Annotated in this window: 18 protein-coding genes; 3 read left to right on the top strand and 15 right to left on the bottom strand. The window is 62.4% G+C overall.

What is annotated here, in order from left to right:
• Positions 1 to 19: 19 nt before the first annotated feature.
• From AC3CCE_RS28920 to AC3CCE_RS28900, 5 genes are all read right to left on the bottom strand, one after another.
• On the bottom strand, positions 20 to 493 hold the full coding sequence (locus AC3CCE_RS28920; protein WP_352512263.1) for a molybdenum cofactor biosynthesis protein MoaE: 474 nt from the start codon (positions 491 to 493) through the stop codon (positions 20 to 22).
• Positions 494 to 497: 4 nt separating this feature from the next.
• Complete coding sequence (gene moaD / locus AC3CCE_RS28915; protein WP_352512265.1) at positions 498 to 755, bottom strand: molybdopterin converting factor subunit 1; 258 nt, start codon at positions 753 to 755, stop codon at positions 498 to 500.
• A 1-nt stretch (position 756) separates the two neighbouring features.
• Complete coding sequence (gene pgsA / locus AC3CCE_RS28910) at positions 757 to 1353, bottom strand: CDP-diacylglycerol--glycerol-3-phosphate 3-phosphatidyltransferase (protein WP_023673449.1); 597 nt, start codon at positions 1351 to 1353, stop codon at positions 757 to 759.
• Positions 1354 to 1523: 170 nt separating this feature from the next.
• The gene (uvrC, locus tag AC3CCE_RS28905; protein WP_023752534.1) at positions 1524 to 3599 is read right to left on the bottom strand and encodes an excinuclease ABC subunit UvrC; all 2076 of its coding nucleotides are present in this window, start codon (positions 3597 to 3599) and stop codon (positions 1524 to 1526) included.
• Positions 3596 to 4360 carry an SDR family oxidoreductase gene (locus tag AC3CCE_RS28900; protein WP_023738625.1) on the bottom strand — a complete coding sequence of 255 codons (765 nt, stop codon included), beginning with the start codon at positions 4358 to 4360 and terminating at the stop codon, positions 3596 to 3598. The genes uvrC and AC3CCE_RS28900 overlap by 4 nt, the downstream gene beginning before the upstream one ends.
• A 411-nt stretch (positions 4361 to 4771) precedes the next feature.
• Between AC3CCE_RS28900 and AC3CCE_RS28895 the strand changes: the two genes are divergently transcribed.
• Positions 4772 to 5422, top strand: coding sequence for an outer membrane protein (locus tag AC3CCE_RS28895; protein ID WP_023673452.1), 651 nt, complete (start codon positions 4772 to 4774; stop codon positions 5420 to 5422).
• Positions 5423 to 5485: 63 nt separating this feature from the next.
• Here AC3CCE_RS28895 and AC3CCE_RS28890 read toward each other — a convergent pair whose 3' ends face one another.
• The 3 genes from AC3CCE_RS28890 to AC3CCE_RS28880 form a co-directional block, all read right to left on the bottom strand.
• A complete protein-coding gene (locus tag AC3CCE_RS28890) occupies positions 5486 to 6082 on the bottom strand; it encodes a glutathione S-transferase family protein (protein WP_023689091.1) in 597 nt (198 codons plus the stop codon).
• A 340-nt stretch (positions 6083 to 6422) separates the two neighbouring features.
• Positions 6423 to 6812: a hypothetical protein gene (locus AC3CCE_RS28885; RefSeq protein ID WP_023673454.1), complete on the bottom strand. Its 390-nt coding sequence runs from the start codon at positions 6810 to 6812 to the stop codon at positions 6423 to 6425.
• Between the two features lie 357 nt (positions 6813 to 7169).
• The gene (locus AC3CCE_RS28880) at positions 7170 to 7889 is read right to left on the bottom strand and encodes a DinB family protein (protein ID WP_352512267.1); all 720 of its coding nucleotides are present in this window, start codon (positions 7887 to 7889) and stop codon (positions 7170 to 7172) included.
• A 62-nt stretch (positions 7890 to 7951) separates the two neighbouring features.
• On the opposite strand from AC3CCE_RS28880, the gene AC3CCE_RS28875 reads away from it, so the two are divergent.
• Complete coding sequence (locus AC3CCE_RS28875; RefSeq protein WP_031253531.1) at positions 7952 to 8575, top strand: TetR family transcriptional regulator; 624 nt, start codon at positions 7952 to 7954, stop codon at positions 8573 to 8575.
• 96 nt (positions 8576 to 8671) lie between these two features.
• On the opposite strand, the gene AC3CCE_RS28870 is transcribed toward AC3CCE_RS28875, so the two are convergent.
• The 5 genes from AC3CCE_RS28870 to AC3CCE_RS28850 all read right to left on the bottom strand — a co-directional run bounded on the left by AC3CCE_RS28870 (position 8672) and on the right by AC3CCE_RS28850 (position 11935).
• The gene (locus AC3CCE_RS28870; protein WP_023673457.1) at positions 8672 to 9118 is read right to left on the bottom strand and encodes a hypothetical protein; all 447 of its coding nucleotides are present in this window, start codon (positions 9116 to 9118) and stop codon (positions 8672 to 8674) included.
• 202 nt (positions 9119 to 9320) lie between these two features.
• Entirely contained in the window at positions 9321 to 9743 is a 423-nt protein-coding gene (locus AC3CCE_RS28865; protein ID WP_352512268.1) for a VOC family protein, read from the bottom strand.
• The gene (locus AC3CCE_RS28860; protein WP_352512401.1) at positions 9731 to 10132 is read right to left on the bottom strand and encodes a MarR family transcriptional regulator; all 402 of its coding nucleotides are present in this window, start codon (positions 10130 to 10132) and stop codon (positions 9731 to 9733) included. Before AC3CCE_RS28860 ends, AC3CCE_RS28865 begins: the two co-directional genes overlap by 13 nt.
• A gap of 332 nt (positions 10133 to 10464) precedes the next feature.
• Complete coding sequence (locus tag AC3CCE_RS28855) at positions 10465 to 11313, bottom strand: 23S rRNA (adenine(2030)-N(6))-methyltransferase RlmJ (RefSeq protein ID WP_352626458.1); 849 nt, start codon at positions 11311 to 11313, stop codon at positions 10465 to 10467.
• A gap of 7 nt (positions 11314 to 11320) precedes the next feature.
• Positions 11321 to 11935, bottom strand: coding sequence for a hypothetical protein (locus AC3CCE_RS28850; RefSeq protein WP_023684715.1), 615 nt, complete (start codon positions 11933 to 11935; stop codon positions 11321 to 11323).
• A gap of 182 nt (positions 11936 to 12117) precedes the next feature.
• Here AC3CCE_RS28850 and AC3CCE_RS28845 point away from each other — a divergent pair, with 182 nt between their 5' ends.
• Positions 12118 to 13275: an ATP-grasp domain-containing protein gene (locus AC3CCE_RS28845; RefSeq protein WP_352512270.1), complete on the top strand. Its 1158-nt coding sequence runs from the start codon at positions 12118 to 12120 to the stop codon at positions 13273 to 13275.
• Positions 13276 to 13333: 58 nt separating this feature from the next.
• Here the strand turns inward: AC3CCE_RS28845 and AC3CCE_RS28840 are convergent, their stop codons facing one another.
• Together AC3CCE_RS28840 and AC3CCE_RS28835 are read right to left on the bottom strand one after the other, a co-directional pair.
• Positions 13334 to 13627 (bottom strand): addiction module antidote protein, encoded by a 294-nt coding sequence (locus AC3CCE_RS28840; protein ID WP_023672747.1) that lies wholly within the window; start codon positions 13625 to 13627, stop codon positions 13334 to 13336.
• Position 13628: 1 nt separating this feature from the next.
• A complete protein-coding gene (locus tag AC3CCE_RS28835; RefSeq protein WP_023727340.1) occupies positions 13629 to 13916 on the bottom strand; it encodes a type II toxin-antitoxin system RelE/ParE family toxin in 288 nt (95 codons plus the stop codon).
• Positions 13917 to 13930 lie beyond the last annotated feature (14 nt).

Genomic DNA, 13930 nt, shown 5'->3' with positions numbered 1-13930 from the left:
TACATGGCTGCGCCGAGATTTATTCGGGCCGCGCCTTCCAGCGCGCCGCAGCCTGCTCGTCGGCGTCCTTGGCCTCGACCCAGCCGCCATCGCTGCCGTCCACGCGGTGCTCCTTCTTCCAGAAAGGCGCACGCGATTTCAGGAAATCCATCAGGAAATTCGCCGCCTCGAACGCCGCCTGCCGGTGTGACGACGCCGCCACCACCAGCACGATGTTTTCGCCCGGTGCGATCTTGCCGTGGCGGTGGATGACGGTCAGGCCTTGCAACGGCCAGCGCTGAAGCGCCTCGCCGGCGATCCGGCTGATTTCCGCCTCGGCCATGCCTGGATAGTGCTCGAGTTCCAGCGCCGACAGCTGGCCCTGCTCGTCGCGGCAAAGTCCTGAGAAGGACACCACGGCGCCGATGTCCGCGCGACCCTCGGTCAGTTTCGCGATCTCGGCGGCAACGTCGAAATCGTCGCGCTGGATGCGCACCGTCGGCGCGCCGGACATGGTGTCAGCCCCCGGTCATCGGCGGAAACAGCGCGATCTCGCGCGCGCCGGCTATCTTTTCGCCATGCTCGACATGTTCCTGATTGATGGCGACGCGGATTACATCAGGATATTGCAGCGCGTGCCCATATTCCTCGCCGCGCGATTTTAGCCAGCGCAGGAGGTCGGCGACCGTCTCGATGCCGGCGGGCAATTCGACGTCTTCCTCAGGCTTGCCGATCCGTTCGCGCACCCAGGCAAAATAAATGAGCCGGGTGATCATCTCACTCGTCCATGATGTGCTTGAGGCCGGCGCGGAAATAGTCGTAGCCGGTGTAGAGCGTGACGAGGGCTGCGATCCACAGCAGCACCAGTCCGGTCTGCGTGGTCAGCGGGAAGATCTTGTCGCCGGCAGGCCCGGCCAGCAGGAAGGCGATGGCGACCATCTGGATGGCGGTCTTCCATTTGGCGAGCTGCGTCACCGGCACCGAGACTTTCAATGCCGCCAGATATTCGCGCAGCCCCGAGACCAGGATTTCGCGGCACAGGATGATGATTGCCGCCCACAGCGACCAGCCTGCGATGCCGGCATGGCGGTCCGTATCGGCGGCGAGCAGCAGCAGGCAGGTGGCGACCAGCAGTTTATCGGCGATCGGGTCCAGCATCTTGCCGATGTTGGACGTCTGCTGCCAGGCGCGCGCCAGATAGCCGTCGAGATAGTCGGTGATCGAAGCCAGCAGGAAGATGATCAACGCCGACCAGCGGGCGAAGTCGCTCGATTTCAGATGCCCCTCGAGAAAAAAGCACAGCACCACCAGCGGCACCGCGACGATGCGGGCGTAGGTAAGCATGTTGGGCAGGTTGAACGCGCGCTTGGCCATATCTCAGGGACTCTTTCTGCCTGCGTACTCAAATCAGAACCGGATGTAGGGGGTCAACAGGCGAGATTCGATTGGCCAGACGAAAATAGCGCGCGATTGCCGGGATTCGAGTGGCCTGCGAGAAAAGAACGGCTGCTGCCATTTCATCGGGACGGCGGCGTCACCGGCGCTCAGCTCTCATGGAAATGATTGTAGACGAGCTTGGCGACCTGCTCTGAAATACCGTCGACCTTGACCAGATCCTCGACTGCCGCGCGGCTGACCGCCTTGGCAGTGCCGAAGGCCAGCAGCAGCGCGCGCTTGCGACCGGGACCGATGCCGGCGATCTCGTCGAGCGGGCTCTTGACCAATTCCTTCTTGCGTCGCGCGCGGTGCGAACCGATGGCGAAGCGATGGACCTCGTCGCGCAGCCGCTGGACGAAATAGAGCACGGGATCGCGGACGGGCAGCGAAAACGAGTCCCTGCCTCTGACGAAGAAACGCTCGCGGCCGGCATCGCGGTCCTGGCCCTTGGCGATGCCGATGGCCGCCACGCGATCCTCGATGCCGAGGTCGGCGAGGATCTTGCGCACTGCGCTCATCTGGCCCTGGCCGCCATCGATCAGGATGACGTCGGGCCAGGCCGGGAAGCTGCCGGAGATGTCTTCCTCGATGTCGTCGCCTGCTCCACCGGCTGCCGCGTCGTCGGGAACGACATCGCCATGTTCCTTCAGCAGCCGCGAAAAGCGCCGTTCCATCACCTCGCGCATCATGCCGAAATCGTCACCGGGCGTGATCTCGGTCGAGCGGATGTTGAATTTGCGGTACTGGTTCTTCACAAACCCTTCCGGCCCGGCGACGACCATGGCGCCAACGGCGTTGGTGCCCATAATGTGCGAATTGTCATAGACCTCGATGCGCACCGGTGGCTTCGGCAGGCCGAAGGTCTCGGCAAAGCCGGCGAGCAGCCGGCCTTGCGTGGAGGTTTCGGCCAGCCGGCGGCCGAGCGCCTCGCGCGCATTCTGCAGCGCGTTGTCCGTCAAATCCTTCTTCTCGCCGCGCTGCGGCACCGAGATCGACACTTTACGGCCGGCGCGGGTGGACAGCGCTTCGGCCAGCAGTTCCTGATCCTGGACGCCTCGCGACAGCAGAATGTTCCGTGGCGTCGGCTTGTCGTCATAGAACTGCGCCAGGAACGAGCCCAGCACTTCCGCCCCCTCCAGTGCCGGATCGGCCTTGGGGAAATAGGCGCGGTTGCCCCAGTTCTGGCCGGTGCGGAAGAAAAACACCTGGATACAGACCTGGCCGCCCTCCTGATGGATAGCAAAGACATCGGCCTCATCGACCGTGGCCGGGTTGATGCCCTGATGGCTCTGCACATGGGACAGCGCTGCCAGCCGATCACGATAAATGGCGGCGCGCTCGAAATCGAGCTCCTGCGAGGCCTGCTGCATGGCGGCAGAGATTTCGGTCTTCACCTTCTGGCTGCGGCCGGACAGAAAATCCTTCGCCTCGCTGACCAGCTCGGCATAGTCGCCATGCGAGATTTCGCCGGTGCAGGGACCGGCGCAGCGCTTGATCTGGTAGAGCAGGCACGGCCGGGTGCGGTTTTCGTAAAAGGAGTTGGTGCAGCTCCTGAGCAGGAACGCGCGCTGCAGCGAATTGATGGTGCGCCCGACCGCGCCGGCCGACGCAAAAGGTCCGAAATAGTCGCCCTTGCGCGAGCGCGCACCGCGATGCTTGTAGATGCCGGGCGAGACGTGATCGCCGGTCAACAGGATGTAAGGGAACGACTTGTCGTCCCGCATCAGCACATTGAAACGCGGCCGCAAGCGCTTGATGAGATTGGCCTCGAGCAGCAGCGCTTCGATTTCGGTGCGGGTGACGACGAACTCCATCGTCGATGTCTCGCGCACCATGCGGCCGATGCGGGCGGTGTGGAACCGGCCTTGCGCGTAGTTGGTCACCCGCTTCTTCAGGCTGCGCGCCTTGCCGACATAAAGCACGTCGCCGGCAGCGTTCATCATGCGGTAGACGCCGGGCGCATTGGGCAGCCGCTTGACCAATGTCTGGATGACCTCGGCGCCGACCATGCCGTCGGCGTCGCCGGCATGCGGCGCCCAGTCTATCGCTGTGAAGGCGACATCGGGCCCGGTGGCCTCGGGCTCGACGATCTCCTCGACCGCTTCATCCTCAAGGTCGATGTCGGGCGGCATATCGTCGGCGGCGCCGGCGCGCGTCTTGTGTTTCTGGTCTGCGGGACTCATTCCACCATGCCTGTCACATCCGGCGTCTGCCATGCAAGATGCTGGCCGCCGTCAAGCGCGATCATTTGGCCGGTCACCGAGCGCGCATCCCAGAGATAGCGAATGGTGGCGCCGAATTCGGCCAATTGCGGGCCGCGCTTCAGAATCAGGCCATCGACCTGCTTCTGGAAATCATCATCTTCCTGGCGCGCATTCTTCAGCGTTGGACCGGGACCGATGGCGTTGACGCGGATGCGCGGACCGAGCGCCTGTGCCAGCATTTCGGTCTGCGTCCACAAGGCCGACTTCGACAGCGCATAAGAGAAATAGCGCGGCGTCGGCCGCCAGACGCGCTGGTCGATGATGTTGACGATCAGCCCCTCCTGCCCTGGCGGCAAGGCGCGGGCGAAGTTTTGCGCCAACAGCGCCGGCGTCTTCACATGGATGGCGAAGTGAAGGTCCCATGCCGCCCAGTCGAAGTCCTCGACGCTATCGTCGACGAACAGCGACGCATTGTTGACAAGTAGCGTGACCGGGCCGAGCGCTGCCGCGGCGCGGCCGACGAGATCGCCAACCGCATCCATGTCGGTCAGATCGGCGGCTACCACGCCGGCGCGGGCGCCTCCGTCCCTGATGCTCGCAGCCAGCGCGTCGGCCTCGGCGGTCGAGCGGTTGGCGTGGATGGCGACGGCAAAACCGTGCGCGGCCAGATCCTCGACGATCGCCTTGCCGATCCGCTTCCCCCCGCCCGTCACCAGCGCCGTTCCGGCGGCTTCGATCATCTGTCAATCCTCAATCTGCGCCTCAATTCGGCTAGCGGCACATTGTGACGCGTCCAGGGGTTAAATGCCGTTTCCACCTGGGGCAGGAATGTGGCGAAACGGCTTTTTCGCCGCCGGCACCGCCCCGGATTCGGGTCGGCAGGACCGCAATATAGGACGCTGAACCCGTTGCACCAAGCCGAGTGCAGTGCAGCATCGCCTGCGTACTGACATTTGGCTGTTGCGAAGATGCAACGTCAAGCTTCGGCCTCATTCGTGTCGGGGAATGACCCATTTTCAGGTTCGCTGCCGCCGCATTTTGACACGACATTCGGAACCGTTGAGTGCCAGATCCGTTTCACCCCCCGGACGGGTTGATGGCGCTCAGGACAAACCAGCCTACGTGTCTTGTGGCTTAAGGAGTAAACAACAATGCAAACCAATCTCAAATTCGCGCCGCTCGCGGTTGCGCTCGGGCTCTTCGCCCTCAGCGGTACCGCTTTTGCTGCCGATGTCGTCTCGGAAGAGCCCCCGGCGCCGGCCCCGATCGCCGAGCTCCCCGTCGCTTCCTGGGCCGGCCCGTATGCCGGTCTCAGCGCCGGCTACGGCTTCAGCGGTCATGCCAAAGTCCAGGACGGCGGCCCCGACATCAAGACCAAGGGCTTTGTCGGCGGCGTTTTCGGCGGCTACCAGTGGCAGCAGGAAAACTTCGTGTACGGTGCTGAAGCCGATCTCGGCTACAATGGCGTCAAGGGTGACAGCGGCGGCGTCAATTCCAAGGGCGGCTTCGAAGGCTCGTTGCGCGCCCGTCTGGGTTACGCCGTGACCCCGGAAATCCTGCTCTACGGCACCGGCGGCGGCGCCCTGAAGAACCAGAAGGTCTCGGTCCCCGGCGACAGCGACAGCAACACCATGCTCGGCTGGACGGCCGGCGTCGGCACCGACATCAAGATCACCGACAATGTGTTCGGCCGTGTCGAGTACCGCTACACCGACTTCGGTTCCAAGAGCTTCGACAGTGTCGGCACCAAGGTCAAAGAGAGCGACAACCGCGTCACCTTCGGCGTCGGTATGAAGTTCTAACTGTCGTTCAAGCCACGACACAAGAAAGCCGGGCCTCGCGCCCGGCTTTTTTTGTTTCGCCCGTCAGGCCGGCACAGCCACCTTCAGCCCCGGAAACTTCTCATCGAAACGCGCTGCCCAGCGGGTCAGGCGGCCGCGGCCCTTTTCCCATTTGCCGGCGAAGCGCAGAGAGAGGTAGCCGAGGCAGGCACGCAACGCCAGCTGGCCAAGCGTGATCTTCTTCGGCAGCTTCGGCGGATTGGCGTTGAGGAAATCGAGTGCGGCGGTGATCTTGGTCCACTGGCGATCGAGCCAGGGTTGATAGACCATCTCCTCCGGACGCGTGCGCCGCTCATAGACCATCGACAGCGCGCAGTCGCATATGCCGTCGGCCAGCGCCTCCAGCACTTCGGCCTCGAGGCGCTTGTCGGCATTGCGCGGCAACAACAGGCTCTTCGAAGCGCGGTTGAGATGCTGAGTGATCGCGCGGCTGTCATGGATCGAGCGGCCGTCGTCGAGCACCAGCACCGGAATCTTGCCGAGAGGATTGGCTGACATCAGTTCAGCAGGCTTGTCCTCGGTCTTGACCGGCACGAGCTCGACGGCAATGCCGGCATGGAGTGCTGCCATGCGCACCTTGGAACTGTAGGGGGATGAGGACGCGTAGAGCAGCTTCGGCATGATCGGTTCCCTGTTTTCGGACGGGCAGTGCATGTCGCTCAAAAATGCGATTCCGGTCTTGAGAACGACGCGCGTAAAACAAAGGTCTAGAGCGTGTCGCCTGAACCCCATCGAATGCGACCGCCTTAGTGTTGGCCGATCTTCCCTGAGGGAGCAACTGCCAGAAGGGCAAAACCAGGCGGCCAATCCGCCGACAATGAAATCGCCATGCATGTCTCACAGAAGTGGCGTCAATTTCGAGAGAACGACATGCATCAAAACAAGACCTAAATCACAACAAAAAAGCTCCCGGGAATCTGCCAGTCGGCAAAGTTCCCGGGAGCTTTGAGATGGACCGCTGTTACTTCTTCTTGGCGGCTGGCTTTTTGGCCGGTGCAGCCTTCTTCACAGCGGCCGTCGACTTGGCGGCGGCGGCCTTCATCGGAGCCTTGGCGGCGGGTTTTGCCGCTGCCTTGGCTGCCGGCTTCTTGGCGGCGGGCTTGGCTGCTGCCTTCGCAGCAGGCTTCGCCACAGCCTTGGCGGCCGGCTTCTTGGCGGCGGGTTTCGCTGCTGCCTTGGCGGCGGGTTTTGCTACTGCCTTAGCTGCCGGCTTTGCCGCTGCCTTGGCAGCCGGCTTTGCCGCTGCCTTCGGTGCTGCCTTCTTTACTGCTGCAGGTTTCGCGGCTGCTTTCGGTGCCGCTTTCTTTGCCGGCGCTTTCGCCGCCGGCGCCTTCGTCGTGGTCTTTGCCATGCGATGCCCCTTGCGTTTGTGCCGATGGCCGTGAGTGACCCGGCGAGCTAATGCATATCTGACTCGTGCGTATCTAGCCAGCGAAGCATTACATAGAATTTTGCAGATTAAGTTTCGGTTACGCTGAGAGCATGGTCGCAATGATCGGCACAGAAATCGGCAAAGAATCTTCCCGCTTCGCAGCGAACTATTGCGAGAGAAATCTCTGATATCGCGACTCACACGATCTTCTCGTCAAGCTCACATTCTCTTGCAACGCCGTCGATCTCACGCGGTCATCGGCGGCCTATCGGATGGCAACAATCATCGCACCGCAGAGGCTGATCTTGCTTCATCCCCACGGTTGCAGGAACAGCACTAAACTAAACGCGAGCTTTTTACTCGTATATCGAAAGTGGTTGGATGGAAGCCAGGAAAGACAGCACTTGAAGGGACAGCCTGTTGTGTCGGACGTTTCCCAGACGAGAAGGGAGATCGCCAGCTTCGGCGCAAGAGATGCCTAACGGAAATGGGAAACGAAGATCGGGGAATCCTCCTTCCCAGGAAGCCGCGATCCCTTGGAAGCCAAGGGGTGCAGGCCCCTAAGCGCCAACCCGCTCGCGCACCTGGCCGGCGCGAAGGCTCGGCGTGGTGGAGGTGGGCGGCAAACGTATCCCACGGCGGCGCAATGCCGATCTGCATCAGGATCCGCCCGATCTCGCCGCGGTGATAGCCGCCATGCGTGACGACATGTGTCAGCATTTCCTGGCGTGACATCATCGCCCTGTCGCCGTCGGTGAAGGTGAAAGGCACAGGCTCTGACATGAGCTTTGGCGAGACGGCTTCGATATGGTCGAGATACCAACGATCCATCGCAGCGACACCAGCGCTCAATTCGGACGCATAGCCATGACGCGTGCCGGAAAGATGCGCGGCGAATATCTTCGATACGACAAGGTTGTGGTTGATGAGACGGGTCGCCGTGTGGCGCTGATCGACATGCTCCTGCTGGTCGAGGCCCGCAAGCTTCTGCAGCAATTCACCATTCGCCCAGGCTTGATAAACGAAGAGGCTGCGGAGCAAATCCAGCGCGTCCATGGTTTGTATCCTTTGCAAAAAATGTGAGTATATTATCTATATTCTTGGCTGCTGGAGCAGACATGTCTACTCGCATTGCAAAGCCGCGCTCACGCATGCGCAAGCAGCCGCGCCAGGCGCGTTCGAGAGCGACGGTCGAGGCGATCATCGAAGCCGGTGCTCATGTTCTAAGCGCGCTCGGCTGGGCCGGCTTCACCACCAACAAGGTGGCCGATGCGGCCGGCGTCAGCATCGGCTCGCTCTATCAATATTTTCCCGACAAGCTGTCGCTGGTCGAAGCAATTCGCCGGCGACATTTCGATCAGGTGCTGTCGGTGATCGCCGAATCAACAGAAGGCGACAAGCCGATCAAACGATTCGCGCAGGAGCTGGTGCGCGGCATGATCGATGCGCACAGCATCCATCCGACGCTGCATCAGGTGCTGCTCGACGAGGCGCCGGGCGATCGCGGCTCACGCGCCGCCCATGCCTCGTTCCAATCGCGCTATCTCGATCACTACACGACGGCGGTGGCGCAATATCGCAGGCGCAGAAAGGACAATGAGGCCGTGGCCCGTGTGCTGTCCTCGGCGGTCGAGGGCGTCATCCACAATGCCGCGCGGCGAGACACGCTCGACGCGCCGGAGCTGCAGAAGCAGTTGGTCGAGCTGATCTGCGCTTACGTGTCTGGTGGGAAGGCGGTGTGAGGCAGCGGCAGCAGTTCGGAGATTGGCGAAACCGGAGCGACATCAGATCTCCCCCTTGCGGGAGATGGCAGGTTCAACGGCGGTTCTTATCCGACCTTAGCGCAGGACGCGGCAGCGGCCGTTGTAGACCATCCAGCGGTCGAAGCCCGAGACGCAGAATTCGACATTGTCGCCGATCGAGGCAAAACCCTGGCCTTCCTCGATCAAGTACCAGATGGTGCGGGCGCGGCCATCGGAAAGGCTGACGGTGGCGCCGCAATAGCGGCGGCCGATCGGCCATTCTTCGCTGGCCGGGAGATAGCGATGCTGGTGGATGCGCTGGAAATCTGTGATCGAAACATCCGGCAGATGCGGCACGTGATGCACCTGGTAGGAGAAGCGGCTGGAGATCTTGCTTAGCACCCAAGCCTCGCCGCAAACGCCGCTGTCCTCGTCGGAATAGACGGAAAGGTCGGCGGCCTGTGCTGGCTGGCCGAGGGGTGCGGCCAGCGGCGTGCAAAGCGAAATCAGGGCAGCAAGAGCGGATTTGGCAAAGCGAGTCATGGCAGCCTCTCAAAGGTCGACTGCGCCCACTTTGCGGATTCGGCGGCGCGCGGTCAAGCGGTCGCGCTGCCGATGGTTTCCCGCTCCGCAACCGGTTTTTCCGGTGCGAAGCTGCGAAACCACGTCCTGACCTTTGAAAAAGCTCGCCTTGCCCATTAGGAAAAGCGGCCTGCCCATGGCCGGCGGGCCGCCGAAACCCGGTTCAGCCTTGCTTGGCGTCGCCCTGCGGTATGGCGGCCGGGTCCATCCACATCGCTTCCCAGACGTGGCCGTCAGGATCGGCCAGGCTGCGATTGTACATGAAGCCATAATCCTGCTGGGCGTTGATGTCGGCGGCGCCGCCATTTTTAGCCGCCGCCTCGTTCATCGCATCGACCGCCGCGCGGCTGTCGCAGGACACGGCAAGCATGACCTCGCTCGAGGTGGCCGGTGGGATGGGGCGATCGGTGAACTGACGCCATTTGGCATGGGTGAGCAGCATGACGTTCATCGTTTCGCTCAGCACCATGCAGGCTGCGGTGTCGTCGGTGAAGTGCGGGTTGTTGTCGAAACCGAGAGCTTTGTAGAAGGCCATCGACGCAGCGAGGTCGGCGACGGGCAAGTTGACGAAGATCATACGGGGCATAGGGTCTCCTTGACAGTACACAGTTGAAACCGGACCGGCGTTGCGCCGGACCATCCTCCGATGCCTTCTCTCAAGGCACCGGTTTTGCTTTGCCGCGCAGCCTCTCGGTCTGCGCATTGTGCATCGCTTCGACCTCTTCGATGAAGCCGAGCAAAACCTGCATCTCGGCCACCGAGTATTTCTCCAGCAATGCGTCGCCCGCCTCGGGGATCGGATGGTAGCAGCGCCGGACGAGTTCCTCGGTCTTCTTGCCCGCCGCGACCATGACCTTGCGCCTGGCGGCTGACGAAGCCGCGCTTTTCCAGCCGGTCAATCAACGTCGTAACCGCCGCCGGCGTGAGATTTGTCTCCCTCGCTACGACGTTTGCCGGCCGCGGGCCGTGACTGATCGCGCCGAGACAGCGGCGCTCGGCAGCGCTCAGCACATAGATTTCGGCAACGGTCCCATCGAACGTTTCAACGGCATCCTGCCAGCGCGACATCGCGAAGCCTATCGCGTTGACCAGTTCCTTTTTTGTCGATCTTGGCTTCGATTCGAAATCTAATAATTAGACATCTATCTATCTGATTCTGGGATTAGCGTCAACGCCAAGCCGATTAGATGTGCATCTCCATGGTTTCGGTTCGTTGAACACAGCTGAGCATTCGCGGATGGCGCCACCGTCAAAACCTCTAGCGACTTTGTGTCTTTGCCGCGGGCGTCGCCCGCTGCGAAGCGTCGCTACTCCCCGGCCAGCCATTCCAGCGACCAGTGCGCCGGCTTTTCGACCGCCAGCAATCTGTGCAGGACCGGCAGCACGATGCGCAGTTCGCGCTCCAGCGTGAAGGGCGGGTTGACCACCACCATGCCGCTGCCGTCGAGGCTTGGTTCACGCGATGCCGGCCGGATCTCGAACTCGATGTCGAGCAATTTTGGGACGCCGGATTGCTTGAGCGCCTTGCGGAAGGCGATGATCGCTTTGCGGTCCTTGATCGGATACCACAGCGCGTAGATGCCACCCGGCCAGCGCCTGTGCGCTTTCTGCATGCCGTCGACCAGGCGGTCGAATTCGCCGGCTTCCTCGAACGGCGGATCGATCAGCACCAGGCCGCGCTTTTCCTTTGGCGGCAGATGCGCGCCAAGCGCCAGCCAGCCGTCGAGTTCGATCACCCTTGTCTGGAAATCGCCGGCAAACAGCGTCTTCAGCCTGGCGGCATCTGCGCCGTGCAGTTCGATCGCCGACAACCGGTCCTGCTTTCGCATGAGGTGCCTGGCGATCAATGGCGAGCCCGGATATTTCTTCACCCCGCCATCGGGATTGAGCGAACGCACCGCTTCAAGATAGGGGGCAAGCAGCGCAGCCGCCGATTTTTCGATCGGGGCGTTGATGAGGCGGCCGATGCCGCCTTGCCATTCGCCGGTCTTTTGCGCTTCCGCCGACGAAAGATCGTAGCGGTCAATGCCGGCATGAGTGTCGACGACACGGAACGCCTTGTCCTTCTGCTTCAGATAGTCGAGCAGAAGGCTGAGCACGACATGCTTGACGACATCGGCGAAATTGCCGGCGTGATAGGCGTGACGGTAGTTCATGCCGCGCTCATGTCGAGGAGCCTCTGCCCCAACGCGGCGGTGGCGGCTTCGAGTTCGGGTTCTCCGGCCGGCGACCGCCGAAAGCCAGAGTAAGCAGGAAGCCGATCAGGCCGACGGCCATCAGCCCATAGCCAACCGGCCGTGCGCGTTGATCGATCTCACCGGCGCCGGAGCGCAGTATCAGATCCACTGCGCGTATCGGGATATCGTCGGCGTCGCCCGGGCCGGCGGTGAAGAGATAGGCGCCGGGACTGACGGTTTCGATCACGCCGGCCTCGTCGCGAAAGATCTTGTCGGGCAGTTGCGGGCTGACCTGGCGCGGATTGTCGGCGTGGTTGAATTGCAGCGTCGAGGCAAGCACCGTGCGCCCGGCTGTGGCGGCAGTCAGCGTCAGCACGGTGCGCTGCTGCGAGACAATGCGCTCGGCCTTTGCCGTCAGGTCGACCAGCACTCTGACCGGCGCGTCGCCAGCTTTCAGCGTCACCGTCACAGGCCTAAACCGTCCCTGGTCGTAGACGCGCCAGGTGCCGATCTCGTGGCCGGAGAAATTGCTCATGGCCCAGGGATACACGAAGCCAATGGCGGCGCCGGCAAGCAGTATCAGGACAAACAGAAAGCGCATTGAGGAGATCCGGGTGTTCGACAGATTGCCAATAACGCCCTGAAGGCCAAAAAGCGATGGCTGACGCAGCGGAGCCACCTTTGTGGAGTCCGTTGGCGGCACGCAAGCCATGTGGCACTTATGGCGAATGAAGCCTTCCGCAGAAGCATTGACTCGTCTTTTCCAACCGATGCCGGTGGCTCATGCCCAATAGCACCGTGCTGATCACCGGTGCCCGCGCGCCGGTGGCGCTGCACTTGGCGCGGCTGCTGCATGGCGCCGGTTGCCGGGTGATCCTGGCCGACAGCCCGGCCCGGCCGATCGCCGCAGCGAGCACGGCCTGCGCCGCCTACAATCGCCTGCCGCCGCCGCGCTTTGCCGCCGACGCCTATGCCAAGGCGGTGGAAGCGCTTGTCCGCGCGGAAGGCATCGAACTCGTTATCCCGACCTGCGAGGAAGTCTTTTATCTCGGTCGTCTCTGGCAGCACCGCGCCATGCCGGCCCGCCTCTTCGCACCCGAGATGGCGATGCTCGCCCGCGTTCACGACAAGCATGCCTTCATCCGGCTGGCGCAGAGCCTTGGGCTCGACGTGCCGGAAACGATACTGCTGCAAAGCGAGGCCGATCTCGACGGCGTTCGTGGCCAATCGCGCGAATTGGTGTTCAAACCTGTGTGGTCACGTTTTGCCCGTGACGTACTGCTGCGGCCATCGCCGGACGAACTCGACGCCGTCCGCCCCTCGCCCGCCGCTCCTTGGGTGGCGCAGCGCTACATCGCAGGTGAAGAGATCAGCGCCTATGCGGTGGCGGTCGAGGGTGAACTCAAAGCGCTGGCGCTCTACAGTTCGCTCTATCGCGCCGGCAAGGGCGCCGGCATCTGTTTCGAGCCAGTCGGGGATGCGGCTGCCCGGCGCTTCGTCGAAACCTTCGTCGCCGGCGCCGGCTGGACCGGCCAGATCTCCTTCGACCTGATGCGCGAGAATAACGGCACGGTGCTGCCACTGGAGTGCAATCCGCGCGCCGTGAGCGGACTGCACTTCTTTCGCGATCCGCGGCGCTTCGCCGACGCGGTCCTGGAGGATGGCGCCGAGGTGAAGCCCGACGTGACGGCGCCGCAGACGGTGAGGCTTGCGATGTGGATCTACGGGATGCCGGCGGCACTGCGCTCCGGTGGTCTCGGCAGCTTTCGCCAGGCGATGCACGATGCCGATGAGCTGCTCGACTGGCCGGGCGACCCCGCGCCGAAGCGGGCGCAGTGGCGCACGCTGGCCGAGATCGCCGGCACAGCACTGCGCCAGCGCATCAGCCTTCAGGCTGCGTCGACGCGCGATATCGAGTGGAATGGGCCGGAGCAGGACTAGTCGAGTTGAAGCGGAACTTCCCGTTTTCAGCTGAGTGCGTAAGTCCTGCTAAGGTTGCCTAAACGGGATTAACTGGCTTTGCGGACAATTGCAGGCCAAGCGCCTTGGTTACGCCCAGCAATGTACTGAGGCGCGGATCGCCCTTTTCGCTCAGCGCCTTGTAGAGTGCCTCTCGGGTCACGCCGGCGTCCTTCGCTATGCTTGTCATGCCGCGGGCGCGCGCGACAATGCCGAGGGCGTGCGCAATATAAGTCGCGTCCCCGGTCTCGAACGCATCAGCGAGCAGTTCGGCTTGAGACTCAGCATCATCAAGATATTCGGCGGCGTCGAATGGTGTGGTTCTGAGGGTCATATCAAACTTCCTTTGCCATTTTCCTGGCTTTTCCGATGTCCCTGTCCTGCGAGCCTTTGTCACCGCCGCAGAGCAGGATAATGACCGTGTTGCCGCGCCGGACGAAGTACACGCGGTATCCCGGACCGTAATCTACGCGCAATTCTCCTATGCCATCGAAGAACTTGGCGTCTCCCGCCAGCCCAGCCTGAACGCGGACAATCCGTTGGGTGATCTTCTTTACGGCGCGAATGTCCGTGAGCCCTCTGAGCCATTTTCGGAATTCGTCAGTGGATCGAACTTCGATCATCCGTGAACTATAAT

This window comes from Mesorhizobium sp. P160187 (assembly GCF_057766425.1).
Note: the sequence above shows the minus strand (reverse complement) of the source record. Positions and strands in the feature narration are given on the sequence as shown.

What these genes read in the sequence shown, in the direction of transcription:
- AC3CCE_RS28890 (WP_023689091.1), bottom strand. Translation starts at nt 6,082, where the DNA reads ATGCCGAAGCTGCTCTACGCGTCCTCATCCCCCTACAGTTCCAAGGTG.
- AC3CCE_RS28900 (WP_023738625.1), bottom strand. Translation starts at nt 4,360, where the DNA reads ATGATCGAAGCCGCCGGAACGGCGCTGGTGACGGGCGGGGGGAAGCGG.
- AC3CCE_RS28885 (WP_023673454.1), bottom strand. Translation starts at nt 6,812, where the DNA reads ATGGCAAAGACCACGACGAAGGCGCCGGCGGCGAAAGCGCCGGCAAAG.
- AC3CCE_RS28870 (WP_023673457.1), bottom strand. Translation starts at nt 9,118, where the DNA reads ATGACTCGCTTTGCCAAATCCGCTCTTGCTGCCCTGATTTCGCTTTGC.
- AC3CCE_RS28880 (WP_352512267.1), bottom strand. Translation starts at nt 7,889, where the DNA reads ATGGACGCGCTGGATTTGCTCCGCAGCCTCTTCGTTTATCAAGCCTGG.
- AC3CCE_RS28855 (WP_352626458.1), bottom strand. Translation starts at nt 11,313, where the DNA reads ATGAACTACCGTCACGCCTATCACGCCGGCAATTTCGCCGATGTCGTC.
- AC3CCE_RS28845 (WP_352512270.1), top strand. Translation starts at nt 12,118, where the DNA reads ATGCCCAATAGCACCGTGCTGATCACCGGTGCCCGCGCGCCGGTGGCG.
- AC3CCE_RS28920 (WP_352512263.1), bottom strand. Translation starts at nt 493, where the DNA reads ATGTCCGGCGCGCCGACGGTGCGCATCCAGCGCGACGATTTCGACGTT.
- AC3CCE_RS28895 (WP_023673452.1), top strand. Translation starts at nt 4,772, where the DNA reads ATGCAAACCAATCTCAAATTCGCGCCGCTCGCGGTTGCGCTCGGGCTC.
- uvrC (WP_023752534.1), bottom strand. Translation starts at nt 3,599, where the DNA reads ATGAGTCCCGCAGACCAGAAACACAAGACGCGCGCCGGCGCCGCCGAC.
- AC3CCE_RS28865 (WP_352512268.1), bottom strand. Translation starts at nt 9,743, where the DNA reads ATGCCCCGTATGATCTTCGTCAACTTGCCCGTCGCCGACCTCGCTGCG.
- pgsA (WP_023673449.1), bottom strand. Translation starts at nt 1,353, where the DNA reads ATGGCCAAGCGCGCGTTCAACCTGCCCAACATGCTTACCTACGCCCGC.
- AC3CCE_RS28850 (WP_023684715.1), bottom strand. Translation starts at nt 11,935, where the DNA reads ATGCGCTTTCTGTTTGTCCTGATACTGCTTGCCGGCGCCGCCATTGGC.
- AC3CCE_RS28835 (WP_023727340.1), bottom strand. Translation starts at nt 13,916, where the DNA reads ATGATCGAAGTTCGATCCACTGACGAATTCCGAAAATGGCTCAGAGGG.
- AC3CCE_RS28840 (WP_023672747.1), bottom strand. Translation starts at nt 13,627, where the DNA reads ATGACCCTCAGAACCACACCATTCGACGCCGCCGAATATCTTGATGAT.
- AC3CCE_RS28875 (WP_031253531.1), top strand. Translation starts at nt 7,952, where the DNA reads ATGTCTACTCGCATTGCAAAGCCGCGCTCACGCATGCGCAAGCAGCCG.
- moaD (WP_352512265.1), bottom strand. Translation starts at nt 755, where the DNA reads ATGATCACCCGGCTCATTTATTTTGCCTGGGTGCGCGAACGGATCGGC.